The sequence below is a fragment of the Limimaricola pyoseonensis genome, assembly GCF_900102015.1.
Lineage (GTDB): Bacteria > Pseudomonadota > Alphaproteobacteria > Rhodobacterales > Rhodobacteraceae > Limimaricola > Limimaricola pyoseonensis.
This window is the reverse complement of record NZ_FNAT01000013.1, coordinates 45,261-61,119: the sequence shown is the minus strand read 5'-3', so window position 1 is coordinate 61,119 and position 15,859 is coordinate 45,261. Positions and strand designations below refer to the sequence as shown.

The following is a 15,859-nucleotide window of genomic DNA, read 5'->3' as shown; positions in this document are numbered from 1 at the left end:
CCCTCGACGCCGAGCATCGGGGTGGAGGGTCTGGCGGGCGAGGCCACCATCCTCGATGACGACACCACGCCGGGGCCGGTGGTCTCGATCGCCGCCGCGGCCAATACCGAGTCCTCGTTGCACTACCTGACCTTCGTCGTCAGGCTGTCCGAGGCGGCCGCGGACGCGGTGTCGTTCAATTACCGGACGCTCGCCGGCACGGCGGAGGACGAGGATCTCTACCACGGGCTGAACTCCACCGCGACGTCCGGCCAACTGAGCTTCGCACCGGGCGAGACGACCAAGGAGATCGTCATCCGCATCTCCGGCGACAGTCTCGACGAGCGCGACGAGAGCGTGGTGATGCAGCTGTCGGAGCTGACGCCGAATGCCAGCTTCGCCGGCGGCGAGACCACGCTGCGCGCCACCGGCGTGATCCGCGACGATGACGGCACCGGCAGCAACCTCGCGCTGTTCGTCTCCGACCCGGTGCTGGTCGAGGGCGACAGCGGCACCCGCGAGGCGGAGTTCGAGGTCCGGCTGTCGCGCCCGGCGGAGGAAGCCTTCAGCGTCGGCTACGCCACGCGCGACATCAGCGCGCTGGCCGGCGAGGATTACGCGCCGCGCACCGGCACGCTGAACTTCGCCATCGGCGAAGAGGTCAAGACGGTGCGGGTGCCGGTCTTCGGCGACGCGGCGGCCGAGCCGACCGAGAGCTTCGCGCTGGTGCTCGACCCGCCCTCGACGCCCAGCATCGGGGTGGAGGGGCTGGCGGGCGAGGCCACCATCCTCGATGACGACACCACGCCGGGGCCGGTGGTCTCGATCGCCGCCGCCGCCAACACCGAGTCCTCGTTGCACTACCTGACCTTCGTCGTCAGCCTGTCGGAGGCGGCCTCGGACGCGGTGTCGTTCGACTACCGGACGCTTGCCGGCACGGCGGGGGACGAGGATCTCTATCACGGGCTGAACTCCGCCGCGACGTCGGGCCGGTTGAGCTTCGCGCCGGGCGAGACCACCAAGGAGATCGTCATCCGCATCTCCGGCGACAACATCGACGAGCGCGATGAACACGTGGTGCTGCAGCTGTCGGCTCTTGTCGGCGGGTCCTTTGCCGATGGCGCGTCGACCGCGAGCGCCTTGGGCTTCATCCGCGACGATGACGGCGTCGGGCTCGAGACCTCGATCGCGGTCGAGCCGGTCATCACGCGCGAGCATGCCGTGGACGCGATGCGCTACGAGATTCCGGTGGCGCTGTCCCGCCCCGCGACGGCCGAGCTGAGCTTCGACGTGGTGGCGCTGAACCAGAGCGCCATCGCCGGGCAGGATTACAGGCTCATCGACAGCCGCGTCACCTTCGGCGTCGGGGAGTCGCGCGCCGCCGTCTCGGTGGACATCCTCGGCGACGGGCTGGACGAGGCGACCGAGACCTTCGGCTTGGCGCTCACCCCCGTGAGCGGCGCGCCCTTTGCGGGCAATACACCGGTCGGCGTGGTCACCATTCTCAACGGGCCGCGCATCCCCACACCGGGTGACGACCGCCTCGAGGGGACAGCCGGCCCGGACGACATCAACCTTCTCGCCGGCGACGACTATTTCGACGGGCTTGGCGGCAATGACAGCGTCCGGGGCGGAAACGGGTCGGACATGATCATCGGCGGGGCGGGCAGCGACGACCTTCACGGCGAGGCGGGGCACGACTTCCTGATCGGCGGTGCGGTGGCCAACGTCGTCTCGGTCGCGGGCGGGCAGGTCTACCGGCTCTACCGCGCGACGCTCGACCGGTCCCCGGATGCGACGGGCTATGACGGCTGGACCGGCCGGCTGGAGGCGGGCACCCATCCGCTGCTGAGCGTGGTCACCGGCTTCGTCGCCAGCCGCGAGTTCCAGGCCGTCTACGGGGCGCTGAACGACACGGCCTTCGTGCGGCTGCTCTACAACAACGTCCTCGACCGCGCCCCCGATGCGACGGGCCTGACCAATTGGGTGGGGCGGCTGGCCACGGGGGTGACGCGCGAGGAGGTGGTGCTCGGCTTCTCGGAAAGCCGCGAGTTCAAGCTCAAGACCTTGCCGGAGGCCGGCGCCTATTCCGAGGCGCAGGCCGACCATCTCAGGGCGACCTATGCCGATGACGTCTTCCGCCTCTACCAGGCGACGCTTGACCGGGCCCCGGATGTCCAAGGGCTCGGCAACTGGGCCGGCCGGCTCGCGGATGGCCAGAGCTACGTCAACATCGCCGGCGGCTTCACCAACTCGGCCGAGTTCCGCAGCACCTACGGCGCGGTCGACAGCCCGGCCTTCGTCACCCTGCTCTACAACAACGTGCTGGACCGCAATCCCGACGCGACCGGCCTGCGGAACTGGGTGGCACGGATGGACGGCGGCATGTCCCGTGAGGGCGTCGTTCAGGGCTTCGCCCAGAGCCAGGAGCTGATCAACAAGACCGCAGCACCCTTCGCGGCCTACATGGCGTCGCTGGAGGGAGACGAGCTAAACGGCGGGCCGGGCAACGACATCCTGGCCGGCAGCCTGCTGGCGGACACCTTCGTCTTCGACGCCGACGAGGATGGCGCCAACAGGGTCCTGCACCTCGAGACTTGGGACACGCTGCGCTTCGTCGATTTCGGCTACAGCGAGGCCGCCGACGCGCTCGACCACATGCGCGCCGTGGGATCGGGCGTCGTGTTCTCCGATCAGGGCGTGCAGGTGACGTTCGAGCGGACCAGCCTTTCGGAGATCACGACCGTCGACTACCTGTTCACCTGATCGCTGAGGGTCGATCGGGCGGCCGGTTCCGGGGCAGGGGCCGGCCTCCGAGCGGCCGGCGCGTGCGGCTGGGGATGGCATGCGGCGTCCGAGCCGGTTTCGGCCCGGTCTGTTTCCCGCCGCCGCGGGCATCGCGGCCGAGCGCTCGTCGGGCAGGGCATTCGAGGGGGCGAGCGACCAGCGGGGCAATTCCACCGGGCGGCGATCGACCCGCGGGCCGGGCGCTGCGGTATCCGGCAGGTCCTGCCGCTGCGTCGGGGATCGGGGTGAAAACGGTCTTCCGATCGCGCATGGGCGCGTTATGCTGACCTAGCGTCAGGTGGGTCTGGGTCGAGGTCGGGTATGGATGGCACGACGGTTCGAGATGCGCTGCTCGAGGCCATCGGCCGGGGCGGTGGCACGGGAAGCCTGCTGGTTCTCGACCCCGCCCCCATTCACAGCCTGTGGATCTCGGGGCATCTGTCCCTGCTGATCGACCTGCCGCTGAATGTCGTCATCCTCGGCTCCATCCGCGATCTCTTCGCCTCGCGCCAGAATTGCCGGAAGGGGCGGGAGGTCTCGGCCTTCCTCGATCGCCACACGCCGCCATTGCACTTGCTGCGGGCCGGGGCGGCTGCGGGGCAGGAGCTCGACGACAGGCAGCGCCGCCCCGAGGAGCGGCTCGCGGCGCTTGCGCGGCTGCAGGCGAGCGGCGCAGAAGAGGTGGCCACGCTGCAACCGCCGGTCTTCCTGCTCGTCACCGATGGCGCGGCTTGGCGCGCGGCCCCCGGTGCGGGGGGCATCCACGCCATGGACATCCGCGACCTCGCGCTGGTGGCGCAGGCGGCGGGCCTGATCGGGAAGGCTATCGAGATCGCCCATGCCATCGAGCTGCCCGGCGAGGTGACCGCCTTCGGCTAGAGGTTCGCCGCAGCAGGGCATGGCCGGCGGGCGGACGATCTTAATCGAACGGGAGAGGCTCGTGGCCGCGAGGCGTCGATGCCGTGATACTGCATGCAAGCGTCTATGCCCTAGCGGTGCGGCGCGTCGGCTTCGGCGGCGCGCAGCGCCTCGGGCGTGTCGATGTCGATGAGCAGGCCGGGTGCGGCCGGGCAGAGCCGCACCGCCCCCGGGGCCCCGCCGCGCAGGAGCGCCGCCGCGCCGCGATCCCCCTCCAGCGCCTCGAGATCGGGCAGCAGTGCGGCCGGGAAGCAGGCGGGCGGCATGATCCGCGTCCCGTCATGCGCCGCCGCCGGATGCGCGGCGTCGCAGGCGGCGACCACCTCGCGCAGCAGCTCCGGCCGCACCCGCGGCATGTCGCCCAGCACCACCAGCAGCTTCGCGGCGCCGAGCGCGCGGGCCCGGCGCGCGCCTGCGCGCAGGGAGGCCGACTGGCCGCCCTCGGGATCCGTCGGCACGATCTCGAAGCCGTCGAGCACTGCCGCCACCGCCGGGTCCGCGCAGACGGCCAGCAGCCGGTCCGGCCCCGACGCCCGCAGCGCCGCGGCGGCATGCGTCACCAGCGGCCTGCCGCGAAACGGCGCGCGCAGCTTGTCCTGCGGCCCGAAGCGCCGCGATCTTCCCGCGGCCAGCAGCAGCCCGACGATCATCTCCTTCGCCATTCCTTTCCATCCCGCGATCCGCGGCGCGCGTCGGCCCGCACCCGATGAATAGCGGTGCGGCGGCCGCCGTCCACCGCACATCGCGGCGGCGGGCGCGGCGGCGGCCGGGCAGGGCCGACATCAACTGGACATCGCCGGGCCATCCTGTTGTCGTCTGCGCCGACCGACGAGCAAGGGAACGATCCATGCGACTGAGAGATCTCGATATCCTGACCGTCGCTCCGCCCGCGCCGGGCTGGGGCGGGCGCTACTGGATACTGGTGAAGCTGACCACCGATGACGGCATCACCGGCTGGGGCGAATGCTACGCCTCCGCCGTCGGGCCGAAGGCGATGGAGGCGGTGATCCGCGACGTCTTCGCCCGCCACATGGAGGGCGAGAGCGCCGAGAACGTCGAGCTGATGTTCCGCCGCGCCTATTCCTCGGGCTTCACCCAGCGCCCCGACCCGACGGTGATGGGCGCCTTTTCCGGGCTCGAGATCGCCTGCTGGGACATCCTCGGCAAGGCGCGCGACCGGCCGGTCTGGGCGCTGCTCGGCGGGCTGATGAACGAACGCGTGCGCGCCTACACCTACCTCTATCCGCTGGAAAAGCACCCGCTGCCCGAGTTCTGGGTCGACGCGGAGATGGCCGCCGAATCCGCAGCCGACGCGGTGGCGCGCGGCTACACGGCGGTAAAGTTCGACCCGGCCGGGCCCTACACGATCCGCGGCGGCCACCAGCCGGCGATGTCGGACATCAGCCGCTCGGTGGCGTTCTGCCGGGCGATCCGCGAGGCGGTGGGCGACCGGGCCGACCTGCTCTTCGGCACGCATGGCCAGTTCAACACCGCCGGGGCGATCCGGCTCGGCCGGGCGATCGCCGAGTATGACCCGCTGTGGTACGAGGAGCCGCTGCCGCCCGACAACCCGCTCGAATTCGCCGAGGTGGCGCGCGCCACCGGCCTGCCGGTGGCGACCGGCGAGCGGCTCTCGACCCGGGCCGAATTCGCGCTGCTGCTGCGTTCGGGCGGCGCCGAGATCCTGCAGCCGGCGCTGGGGCGCGCGGGTGGCATCTGGGAGACCCGCAAGCTCGCCGCGCTGGCCGAGAGCTTCAACGCGCAGGTCGCGCCGCATCTCTATGCCGGCCCGGTCGAATGGGCCGCGAACATCCATCTCGCCGCCTCGATCCCGAACCTGCTGATGGCCGAGACCATCGAGACGCCGTTCCACGACCGGCTGATCAAGGGAGCGATCCGGGTCGACGAGGGCTTCGTGTCGGCGCCGCAGGCGCCCGGCCTAGGCATCGAGATCGACGAGGATCTGGCGCGGGCGCATCCCTACGAGGGAGAGGGGCTGCACCTGGAGATGAGCGAGGCGCCTTGCGACTACGCCCGCGGCAACATCTTCGAGGGCGGCGCCCCGGCGCCGAAGGCATGACCGCGCTGCCGCCCGGCCCGGGCGAGGGCGGCGGCCCCTCGGCCGCCGCGATCCGCGCCGAGCGGCCGGGCGACGCGGCGGCGATCGGCGAGGTGACGCGCGCGGCCTTCTCGGAGGTGCCCTACGCCTCGGGCACCGAGGCCGCGATCGTCGCGGCGCTGCGCGAGGCCGGGGCGCTGACGCTGTCGCTGGTGGCCGAGGAGGCGGGCCGGGTGGTCGGCCATGTCGCGGTCTCGCCGGTCGAGGGGATCGGGCCGGGCTGGTTCGGCCTCGGGCCGGTCTCGGTGCGGCCGGGGCGGCAGAAGGCCGGGATCGGCGCGCGGCTGGTGCGCGCCGCGCTCGAGCGGCTGCGCGCCGCGGGCGCGAGCGGCTGCGTGGTGCTGGGCGATCCGGGCTATTACGGGCGCTTCGGCTTCGCGGCGCGGCCCGGGGTCGGCTTCGAGGGCGCGCCGCCGGAATACTTCCAGCAGATCCGTTTCGCGGGGCCCGCGCCCGAAGGCCGGGTGCGCTACCACCCGGCCTTCGGCGGCTGAGCGGCGCGCTCAGGCGGCGGTTTCGGCCGACCGCGCCTCGGCCGCGTCGCGCCGGGCGCGGTCGAGCCAGCCCGCATCCATCTGCGGCACCGAGGCCAGCAGCCGCCTCGTGTAGGCCTGCTGCGGCGCCTCGAAGATCTGCCCGCGCGGGCCGGCCTCGACGATCCGGCCTTCCTTCATCACCACCACCTCGTCGGCGATCGCCTCGACCGTGGCGAGGTCGTGGGTGATGAACATGTAGGTGAGCCCCAGCTCCTTCTGCAGCCGGATCAGCAGCTTGAGGATGCCCTCGGCGACCAGCTGGTCGAGCGCCGAGGTGATCTCGTCGCAGATGATGAAGCGCGGCTTGGCGGCCAGCGCCCGGGCGATGCCGACGCGCTGCTTCTGGCCGCCCGACAGTTCGGGGATGCGGCGGTCGAGGAAGGTGTCGGGGTCGAGCTCGATCAGCTCCATCAGCTCGCGCACCCGCGCGCGGCGCGCCTTGCCCCTCAGCCCGGTGAAGAAGGCCACCGGCCGGTCGAGCGTCTCGCGCACGGTGTGGCGCGGGTTCAGCGCGGTGTCGGCCATTTGGTAGATCATCTGGATCTCGCGCAGCTGCGCGCGCGAACGCTTGGCGTGATCCCCGGCCAGCGGCGCGCCGTCCCACAGCACGCGGCCCTCGCTTGGCGCCATCAGCCCGGCGATCACCTTGGCGAGCGTCGACTTGCCCGATCCGCTCTCGCCCACCACGGCGGTGGTGCGGCCGCGCGCGAGGGCGAAGTCGATCCCGTCGAGCGCCTTGAAGCTGCGGTAATGCGCGCCCACCCCGTCGAGCGTCAGCAGCGGCTCGGCCGGGCCGGTCTCGGCCGGTTTCCGGATCGAGCGCACCGCCCAGAGCGAGCGGGTGTAGTCCTGCTCGGGGCTTTCCAGCATCCGCTGCGTGGCCGCGGTCTCGACCTCGCGGCCGTGGCGCATCACGGTGATGCGGTCGGCCATCTGGCTGACCACGGCGAGGTCGTGGGTGATGTAGATCGCCGCGGTGCCGTAGCGCTCGGTGATGTCGCGCATCGCGCCCAGCACCTCGATCTGGGTGGTCACGTCGAGCGCGGTGGTCGGCTCGTCGAAGATGATGAGATCGGGGCGGCAGGCCATGGCCATCGCCGTCATCGCCCGCTGCAACTGCCCGCCCGAGACCTCGTGCGGGTAGCGGAAGCCGATCTCGTCGGGGTTCGGCAGCCGCATCTGGCGGTAGAGCGCGCGGGCGTCGTCATGCGCGGCCGCGGCATCGGCCGTGCCGTGCAGCAGCGGCCCTTCGGCGAACTGGTCGATCAGCCGGTGCGCGGGGTTGAAGCTCGCCGCCGCGGATTGCGCGACATAGGCGATGCGGCGGCCATGCAGCCGGCGCAGCGTGGCATGCGAGGCGCGCGCGAGGTCGGTGCCGTCGAAGTCGATCCGCCCGCCGGCGATGCGCACGCCGTCGCGCACGAAGCCCATGGCGGCGAGCCCGGCCGAGCTCTTGCCGGCGCCGCTCTCGCCGACGAGGCCCAGCACCTCGCCGCGGTCGAGATCGAGGTCGAGCCCCTCGAGGATCACCGTGGGGTCGGTCTTCGACCCGGCCTCGAGCCGCAGGTCGCGAATGGTCAGCAGGTTGCCCATGTTCTCCTCCTCAGCTCTTCAGCCCGCTGGCGCGGTGCAGCATCCAGTCGACGATGAAGTTGATCGAGACGGTCAGCAGCGCGATGGCGCCGGCGGGGATCAGCGGCGTGACGTCGCCGAAGGTGATCAGCGTCGCGTTCTCCTTGACCATCGAGCCCCAGTCGGCGGTCGGCGGCTGGATGCCGATGCCGAGGAAGGACAGCGCCGCGATGAACAGGAACACGAAGCAGAAGCGCAGCCCGGCCTCGGCCACCAGAGTGGACGAGATGTTGGGCAGGATCTCGCGGCGCAGGAGCCAGACCGTGCCCTCGCCGCGCAGCCGCGCCGCGCCGATGAAGTCGAGCGCGACCACGTTCATCGCGGCGGCGCGCGACAGGCGGAACACCGGCGCGAGGTAGATCACCGCGATCACGCCGACCATGTTGGGTATCGACGGGCCGATGATGGCCAGCAGCATCAGCGCGAGGATCAGCGGCGGCACCGCCATCAGCACGTCGACGGCGCGCGACATCAGCTGGTCGACCCAGCCGCCCTTGAGCGCCGCGAACATGCCGAGCGCGGCGCCGACCGAGAAGGCGATGCCGGTGGTCAAGAGCGCGAGGCCCACGGTGTTGCGCGCGCCGAAGATCATCCGCGAGAGCATGTCGCGCCCGAGATTGTCGGTGCCGAGCGGGTGCTCGGCGCTCCAGGGCAGGTATTCGGCGCCGACGATCTCGGTCTCGCCATAGGGCGCGACCAGCGGCGCGAAGAGGCCGATCAGCAGCGTCGCGGCCAGCACCAGCAGGCCGAAGATCGCGGTGGGCGGGGCGGTTCTGAGAAGCGTCATGGTCCTCTCCTCTCAGCGGCCGTGCCGCAGGCGCGGGTTCGACAGGATCGACAGGATGTCGGCGGCGACGTTCAGCAGGATGTAGGTCCCGGCGAAGAACAGCCCGACCGCCTGCACCACCGGGAAGTCGCGGCTCGCGACCGCGTCGACCAGCAGTTGGCCGAGGCCCGGATAGGAGAACACCACCTCGACCACCACCACGCCGACGATCAGGTAGGCGAGGTTGAGCGCGATGACGTTGATGATCGGCGCCAGCGCGTTGGGCAGGGCGTGGCGCAGCACCACCCGCCAGCGCGGCACACCCTTGAGGCGGGCCATCTCAATATAGGGGGCGGCGAGCACGTTGATGATCGCGGCGCGGGTCATCCGCATCATGTGCGCGATCACCACGAGGATCAGCGTCAGCGCCGGCAGGAAGGTGGCGTGCAGCGCGCCGCCCAGCGTGTCGACCGAGTCGATCCGCGCCAGCGTCGGGAACCAGCCCAGCTTGATCGAGAAGACGAGGATCAGCAGGTAGGCCACGAAGAACTCGGGCATCGAGATCGCGCTCAGCGCGCCGATGTTGGCCGAGCGGTCGAACAGAGTGTTGCGCCACAGCGCCGCCAGCAGGCCGAGCACGACGGCGATCGGCACCGCGATCACGGCGGCGTAGGCGGCGAGGAACATGGTGTTGGCGAGCCGGGTCGAGAGCAGCTCGGCCACGTCGCGGCGCGAGGCGAGCGACTGGCCGAAATCGCCCTGCACCACGCCCGAGAGCCAGTCGAGGTAGCGCAGGTGCGGCGGCTGGTCGAGGCCGAGCTCGGCGCGGAAGGCGGCGAGGGTCTCGGCGGTGGCGGACTGGCCGAGGATCTGCTGGGCGAGGTCGCCCGGCAGCAGCTCGATGCCGACGAACATCAGCGCCGAGACGGCGAACAGGGTCACGACCCCCAGCGCCAGGCGGCTGAGGATCAGCTTTTGCAGGCGGGTCATGTGTGGGTCTCCGCGGCCCGGAGGGGCAGGCCGGTCAGGGAAGCGGCGGCCCGGAAACGGGCCGCCGCGGGGAAGGGCACGGGATCGATCAGGCGAGCCACCAGCGTTCGATGAAGCGCTGGCTGTCGAGATCCCACATCTCCGAGACCTTCTCGGGCGTCTGCACCTTCTGGTTCATCGCCGAGACGTACTGGCCGAAGGCCGGGATCAGCGCGCCGCCATCGGTCTGGCACAGCTTCTGCATCTCGCCGTACATCTCGGCGCGGCGGCCCTGGTCGAGCTCGGCGCGGGCCGCGACCAGAAGCTCGTTGAAGCGCTCGTTCTGCCAGTTGGTGTCGTTCCAGTCGGCGCCGGCGGCGTAGCCGGCCGAGAACATCAGGTCCGGGGTCGGGCGGCCGCCCCAGTAGCTGGTGCAGAAGGGCTTCTGCAGCCAGACGTTGGACCAGTAGCCGTCATCGGGCTCGCGCGAGACGCCGACATTGATGCCGGCGGCCTTGGCGGCCTCGGAGAACAGCACCGAGGCGTCGACCGCGCCGTTGAGGGCGGCGTCGGCGGTGTGCAGCGTCACGTCGAGGCTGTCGAGGCCGGCCTTGCCGAGATAGTGCCTGGCCTTCTCGGGGTCGTAGGCGTGCTGCTCGAGATCGGCGTTGTAGAACGGCATCGAGCTGGCGATCGGGTGGTCGTTGCCGACCGTGCCGTAGCCCTTGAGCACCTTCTGCACGATCGCCTCGCGGTCGATCGCGTGCTTGAGCGCCATGCGCACGTTCACGTCGTCGAAGGGCGCGGTGTTCACATGCATCGGCATGGTGTAGTGCAGCGTGCCGTCCTGGGTGTGGATCCGCACGTTGGGGTTGCGCTCGAGCATGTGGATGGTCTTGAGGTCCGGGCGGTCGATCAGGTCGACCTCGCCGGTCATCAGCGCGTTCATCCGGGCCGCCGCGTCGCCGACCTTGAGGATCACCACCTTGTCGAAATGCGCCGCGCCCTGCTTCCAGTAGTCGTCGCGGCGCACCAGCTCGATCCGCACGCCCGGCTCGAAGGCCTCGATCACGTAGCCGCCGGTGCCGATCCGGCTGTCGGGATCGATCGTGCCGTCGCCGCGGTCCTGCCGGATCGTCAGGTGGTAGTCGTTGAAGATGAAGGGGAAGTCGGCATTGCCGGACTTCAGCGTGAAGACCACCACATTGTCGCCGTCGGCCTTGATGTCGGCGATCTGCTCGAGCAGCGGCTTCACGCCGGATTTCGACTGCTCGCCCATGTGGTGGCGGATCGAGGCGACCACGTCCTTGGCCGCGACGGTCTTGCCGTCCGAGAAGGTGGCGTCGTCGCGCAGCCGGAAGGTCCAGGTCGCGGCGTCGGGGGTGGCCTCGTAGCTTTCGGCGAGGTCGGGCTTGGCGCTGCCGTCGGGGGCGATCTCGACCAGGGTCGAGAAGACGGCGTAGCTCGTGGCGAACATGAAGTCGTTCGAATAGGTCGCCGGGTCGAGCGAGTCCGAGGTGCTGCCCTGGGTGAAGCCGACGCGCAGCGTGCCGCCCTTCTGCGGCTCGGCGGCGCGGGCCGGGGTGAGCCCCATGCCGAGCGCGAGGCCGGCGGCGGCGGACCCGGCAAGGAAGCCGCGGCGGCTCGGGGCGGCGAAGCTGGTGAACTGGGTCAAGTGGTATCCTCCTCTGTTTCAGTGCCTGCCCCGGCGGCCCGCGGCTGCCGGGGGATCGTGTCGGGCGCGCGCCTCGTGCGTGTGCACGCTCACGCGCGCCCCGGGCGGCCGCGCCGCCCCGTCATCTCAGCCCGCGAGCGTGATCGCCTTGGCGCGGGTGTAGGCGTCGAGACCCTCGAGACCCTTTTCGCGGCCGAAGCCCGACTTGCGGTTGCCGCCGAAGGGCAGCTCGATGCCGCCGGCCCAGTAGTCGTTGACCGTGACCTGGCCGGCATCGATGGCGCGCGCGACGCGCAATGCGCGGCCGGTATCGCGCGTGTAGATGCCTGCGTTCAAGGCGAATTCCGTGCCGTTGGCCAGCACGATCGCCTGCTCCTCGCTGTCGAAGCCCTGCACCGCGAGCACCGGGCCGAAGATCTCCTGCGTCACCGCCTCGTCGGCCGCGTCGGGCGTGTCGAGGATGGTCGGCTCGAAGAACCAGCCTTCGCCGGTCTCGGGGTCGGTGGCCGGGTTGCCGCCGGCGAGCACCTCGACGCCGCGCTCGCGGGCGCGGGCGACGAAGCCCGCCACCTTGTCGAGATGCGCGGCCGAGTTGATCGCGCCCATGTCGGGGTTGCGCAGCCCGTGGCCGAACTTCAGCGCGCGGGCCTTCTCCACGAGCTTCGGCAGTACCGCGTCGCGCAGCGCGTTGTGGATCAGCAGCCGCGAGCCGGCCGAGCAGATCTGCCCGGAATTCGAGAAGATCGCCCAGAGCGCGCCATCGGCCACGGCCTCGGGGTCGGCATCCTCGAAGGCGACGAGCGGCGACTTGCCGCCCAGCTCCAGCGTCAGGCCGGTGACGTTCGGGGCGACCGCGCGCATCACGTTCACGCCGGTCGCGACCGAGCCGGTGAAGGTGACATGGGCCACGCGGGCATCGGCAACGAGCGGCGCGCCGGCGGCCGTGCCGGTGCCGGTGACGACGTTCACGACGCCCGCGGGCAGGCCGGCCTCGACCAGCAGCTCGGCGATCAGCAGCGCGGTGAAGGGCGTGGTCTCGGCCGGCTTGACCACGGCCGAGCAACCGGCGGCCAGCGCCGGCGCGATGCCGCGCACCAGCGTCGAGGTCGGGTAGTTCCACGGCACGATATGCGCGGTCACGCCGACCGGCTCGCGCAGGGTGAAGGCGGCGGCGTCGGAGCCGAGATTGACCGAGCGGCCGTCGAGCTTGTCGGCGGCGCCGGCGTAGTACTCGAACAGCCGGGCCGAGCCCGCGACGTCGCCGCGCGCCTCGGCCAGGGTCTTGCCGCTGTCGAGCGCCTCGACCACGGCCAGCCGCTCGGCATTGGCGCGCAGGGTGCGGGCGATCTCGTTGAGCACGCGGCAGCGTTCGGCCGGGGCGCGGCGGCGCCAGGTCTCGAAGCCCTTGCGGGCCGAGACCAGCGCCCGGTCCACGTCCTCGGCATCGCCCGCCGCGAAGCGGGCGAAGGCGCGGCCGGTGCCGGGGTCGAGGCTCTCCATCGTGCCGCCCGCGGCGGGGGCCACGAAGGCGCCGTCGATGAAGTGGCCCTGCGGCAGGTCGGGCAGGGTGCCGGTTTCGAAATAGGTGGCGATCAGGGCATCGGCGATCATGCGTCGGCCTCGCTTTTCTGGTAGGTGGATTTCGACAGCCATTCCGGGGCGATCTCGACGCCCCAGCCGGGCGCGTCGGTGACGCGGGCGCGGCCGTCGGTGATGTCGTAGGGGCTCTCGACGAAGAGCTCGTCCTGCCAGGGGTAGTAGTCCGGACCCTCGATCGAGAATTCCAGGTAGCGCCCCGGCAGCGGCAGGGCGCGCATCAGGTGCATGGTGAACAGCGTCACCAGCGACAGGTTGGCGGCGTGGGGCGTGCAGGGCAGACCGGCCTCGGCGCCCATCCGGGCGACCTGCATCGAGCGGGTCATGCCGCCGAGATAGAGGATGTCGGGCTGCACGATGTCGACCGCGCGCATCTCGATCATCCGGCGCCAGTTCTCGAGATCCCAGTCCTGCTCGCCGCCGGCCACGTCTATGTCGAGCGCGCGGGCGACCTCGGCGGTCTCCTCGAGTTTCCAGTAGCGGCAGGGCTCCTCGAAATGCTCGTAGCCCTCGGCCTCGAGCATCCGCCCGACCTCGATCGCGCGGGCGGGCGAGAAGCCGGAATTGCCGTCGACCAGCAGCGCCGCCCCGGCCCCCATCGCGCGGCGCATCGCCGGCACGATCGCCTCGGTGCGGCCGGGCCACTCGTCGACGTCATGGCCGCATTCCGCGCCGACCCGGACCTTGAAGGCGTCGAAGCCATGCGCGTCGCGCAGCCGCAGCATCCGCTCGGCCTCGGCCTCGGGGGTGATGTCGCGCCGCATCGAGGAGGCATAGGCGCGGATCTCGCCGGCCGAGCCGCCCAGCAGCTCGGCCACCGGCTTGCCCAGCGCCTTGCCGCGCCAGTCCCAGGCGGCGGTGTCGAGCCCGGCCAGCGCCCGCATCAGGTAGGTGCCGGGGTACTTGTGCTCGCGCTCGGGGATCTCGGCGACGATCTCCTCGAGCGCGTCGATGCCGCGCCCCAGCGCCCATGGCGCGACCTGGCGGTGGAACACCTGCGCGGTGATGTCGGCGTTGTAGGTCGAGACCTGGCCCCAGCCCTGCGCGCCGTCCTCGGTGGTCAGCCGCACGAAGCCCACCAGCGGCGTGGCGAAGGTCTCGAACGCGGTGATGCGCGGCCCGGTGTCGGCCGCGCCTCGCCCGGCTTTCGGCATCGCGCCGGAGGCGGAGTAGGGGGTGGCGGTCATGCGGACTCCAGGATCAGATCGGCGGCGCGGTGCGCGGCCATCATGGTGGGGGCGTTGGTGTTGCCCGAGGTGATGTTCGGGAAGATCGAGGCGTCGACCACGCGCAGCCCGGCGAAGCCGTGCAGCCTGAGATAGGGATCGACCACAGACTGCGCCGGGTCGTCGCCCATCCGGCAGGTGCCGACCGGGTGGAACACCGTGCCGCAGCGGGCGCGGAAATCCTCGAGGATCGCCTCGCCGTCGAGCTGGCGCAGGTCGGGGTCGAGCGCGCTCTCGACCAGCCCCTGCAGCGCAGGGGTCTGCATGATCCGGCGGCACAGCGCGCCGCCGGCGATCACCGCCTGCCGGTCCTCTTCGGTCGCAAGCGAGTTCGGCCGGATCCGCGGCGCGGCGCCGGGATCGGCCGAGGAGATGTCGATCCGGCCGCGGCTGGTCGGGCGCGCCGGCTGGTAGCCGATGATGAAGCCGGGGAAGGGGTCGGGGTTGACCACGTTGCGGGTGCCCGAGGGCGTCGTGGTGTAGCTTACCGGGTTGAAGTAGATCTGCTGGTCGGGATGCGCCTGATCGGGCCTCGAGCGGAAGAAGCCGCCGCATTGGTTGACCGAAAGCGCCAGCGGCCCGCGCCGCGTCAGCGCGTAGCGGATCGCCGCCATCGCCTTGCCCCAGAGCGGGCGCAGCTGGTTGTTCAGCGTCGGCTCGTTGGCCTTGAAGTAGTAGTTCAGCCCGAGATGGTCCTGCAGGTTGCCGCCGACATGCGGCGCGTCGGCCCGCACCTCGATGCCGTGCGCGCGCAAGAGGTCGGCCGGGCCGATGCCCGAAAGCTGCAGGAGCCGCGGCGAGGTGACGGCCCCGGCCGAGAGGATGATCTCGCGCCCGGCGCGCAGCACCTCGGCGCCGCTTTTCGTGCACAGGTGCACCTCGCTGGCGCGGCGGCCCTCGAAGCCGATCCGCTCGACCGTGACGCCGGTGCGCAGCGTGACGTTGGGCCGCTTCAGCGCGGGGGCGAGATAGGCGCGCGCCGCCGAATGGCGCAGCCCGTCGCGGGTGGTGATGCGATAGGCGGTGGCGCCCTCGGCCTCGGCGCCGTTGCAATCGGCGGTGCGCGGCAGCCCGGCCTCGTCGATGCCGGCGAAGAAGTGGCGGTTCACCTTGTGGATCTGGTCCGAGACGTCCTGCACGTGCAGCGGCCCATGGCCCTCGCGCCGGCCGTCGGCGGCGACGCGGGTCTCCATCGCCTCGTAGGTGCGGCGCGCGACGTCCCAGTTCCAGCCGGTGGCGCCGGCCTCGGCCCAGTCGTCGAAGTCGTGCGGCAGGCCGCGGGCCCAGACCAGCGCGTTGATCGAGCTCGATCCGCCGACCACCTTGCCGCGCGGCCAGTAGTCGCTGCGCCCGCCGAGCCCGGCATCGGGCTCGCTCTGGTAGCGCCAGTTCATCTGCGGATGGAAGAAGGTCTTGCCGTAGCCCAGCGGCAGCCGCACCCAGGGCGAGCGGTCGCGCGAACCGGCCTCGAGCACCAGCACGCTGTGCCGGCCCGAGGCGCTCAGCCGATCGGCCAGAACGCAGCCGGCCGAGCCGGCGCCGATGATGATGTAGTCGTAGCTTGCCAATCCGGGCCTGCCTTGCATTCGATGTCGCGCGCAGCCTGTCAGATCGCGCCCGCAACCTCCTAACGAAAAAAAATTCGCAGCAACCTTA

Annotated in this window: 12 protein-coding genes; 4 read left to right on the top strand and 8 right to left on the bottom strand. The window is 71.3% G+C overall.

Annotated features, from left to right (window positions below; genetic code table 11):
• Positions 1–2,745, top strand: a 2,745-nt coding sequence (locus BLT43_RS17830) for a DUF4214 domain-containing protein (protein WP_131802692.1), incomplete at its 5' end; no start/stop codon positions are given.
• A 342-nt stretch (positions 2,746–3,087) separates the two neighbouring features.
• Complete coding sequence (locus BLT43_RS17825; protein WP_090115099.1) at positions 3,088–3,645, top strand: hypothetical protein; 558 nt, start codon at positions 3,088–3,090, stop codon at positions 3,643–3,645.
• 110 nt (positions 3,646–3,755) lie between these two features.
• Here BLT43_RS17825 and BLT43_RS17820 read toward each other — a convergent pair whose 3' ends face one another.
• The gene (locus BLT43_RS17820) at positions 3,756–4,346 is read right to left on the bottom strand and encodes a nucleotidyltransferase family protein (RefSeq protein ID WP_165612666.1); all 591 of its coding nucleotides are present in this window, start codon (positions 4,344–4,346) and stop codon (positions 3,756–3,758) included.
• A 185-nt stretch (positions 4,347–4,531) separates the two neighbouring features.
• Between BLT43_RS17820 and BLT43_RS17815 the strand changes: the two genes are divergently transcribed.
• Positions 4,532–5,764, top strand: a complete 1,233-nt coding sequence (locus tag BLT43_RS17815; protein WP_090115094.1) for a mandelate racemase/muconate lactonizing enzyme family protein — start codon at positions 4,532–4,534, stop codon at positions 5,762–5,764.
• A complete protein-coding gene (locus BLT43_RS17810; protein ID WP_090115092.1) occupies positions 5,761–6,297 on the top strand; it encodes a GNAT family N-acetyltransferase in 537 nt (178 codons plus the stop codon). The genes BLT43_RS17815 and BLT43_RS17810 overlap by 4 nt, the downstream gene beginning before the upstream one ends.
• Before the next feature lie 9 nt (positions 6,298–6,306).
• Here the strand turns inward: BLT43_RS17810 and BLT43_RS17805 are convergent, their stop codons facing one another.
• The 7 genes from BLT43_RS17805 to BLT43_RS17775 all read right to left on the bottom strand — a co-directional run bounded on the left by BLT43_RS17805 (position 6,307) and on the right by BLT43_RS17775 (position 15,771).
• Positions 6,307–7,932: an ABC transporter ATP-binding protein gene (locus tag BLT43_RS17805; protein WP_090115090.1), complete on the bottom strand. Its 1,626-nt coding sequence runs from the start codon at positions 7,930–7,932 to the stop codon at positions 6,307–6,309.
• 10 nt (positions 7,933–7,942) lie between these two features.
• Positions 7,943–8,758 (bottom strand): ABC transporter permease, encoded by an 816-nt coding sequence (locus tag BLT43_RS17800; protein ID WP_090115088.1) that lies wholly within the window; start codon positions 8,756–8,758, stop codon positions 7,943–7,945.
• A gap of 12 nt (positions 8,759–8,770) precedes the next feature.
• A complete protein-coding gene (locus BLT43_RS17795; protein ID WP_090115086.1) occupies positions 8,771–9,727 on the bottom strand; it encodes an ABC transporter permease in 957 nt (318 codons plus the stop codon).
• 88 nt (positions 9,728–9,815) lie between these two features.
• Complete coding sequence (locus BLT43_RS17790) at positions 9,816–11,381, bottom strand: ABC transporter substrate-binding protein (protein WP_242652353.1); 1,566 nt, start codon at positions 11,379–11,381, stop codon at positions 9,816–9,818.
• A 126-nt stretch (positions 11,382–11,507) separates the two neighbouring features.
• Positions 11,508–12,992: an aldehyde dehydrogenase family protein gene (locus BLT43_RS17785; RefSeq protein WP_090115084.1), complete on the bottom strand. Its 1,485-nt coding sequence runs from the start codon at positions 12,990–12,992 to the stop codon at positions 11,508–11,510.
• Positions 12,989–14,164 (bottom strand): mandelate racemase/muconate lactonizing enzyme family protein, encoded by a 1,176-nt coding sequence (locus tag BLT43_RS17780; RefSeq protein WP_090115082.1) that lies wholly within the window; start codon positions 14,162–14,164, stop codon positions 12,989–12,991. The genes BLT43_RS17785 and BLT43_RS17780 overlap by 4 nt, the downstream gene beginning before the upstream one ends.
• Positions 14,161–15,771 carry a GMC family oxidoreductase gene (locus tag BLT43_RS17775; protein WP_090115080.1) on the bottom strand — a complete coding sequence of 537 codons (1,611 nt, stop codon included), beginning with the start codon at positions 15,769–15,771 and terminating at the stop codon, positions 14,161–14,163. The genes BLT43_RS17780 and BLT43_RS17775 overlap by 4 nt, the downstream gene beginning before the upstream one ends.
• Positions 15,772–15,859: the final 88 nt, after the last annotated feature.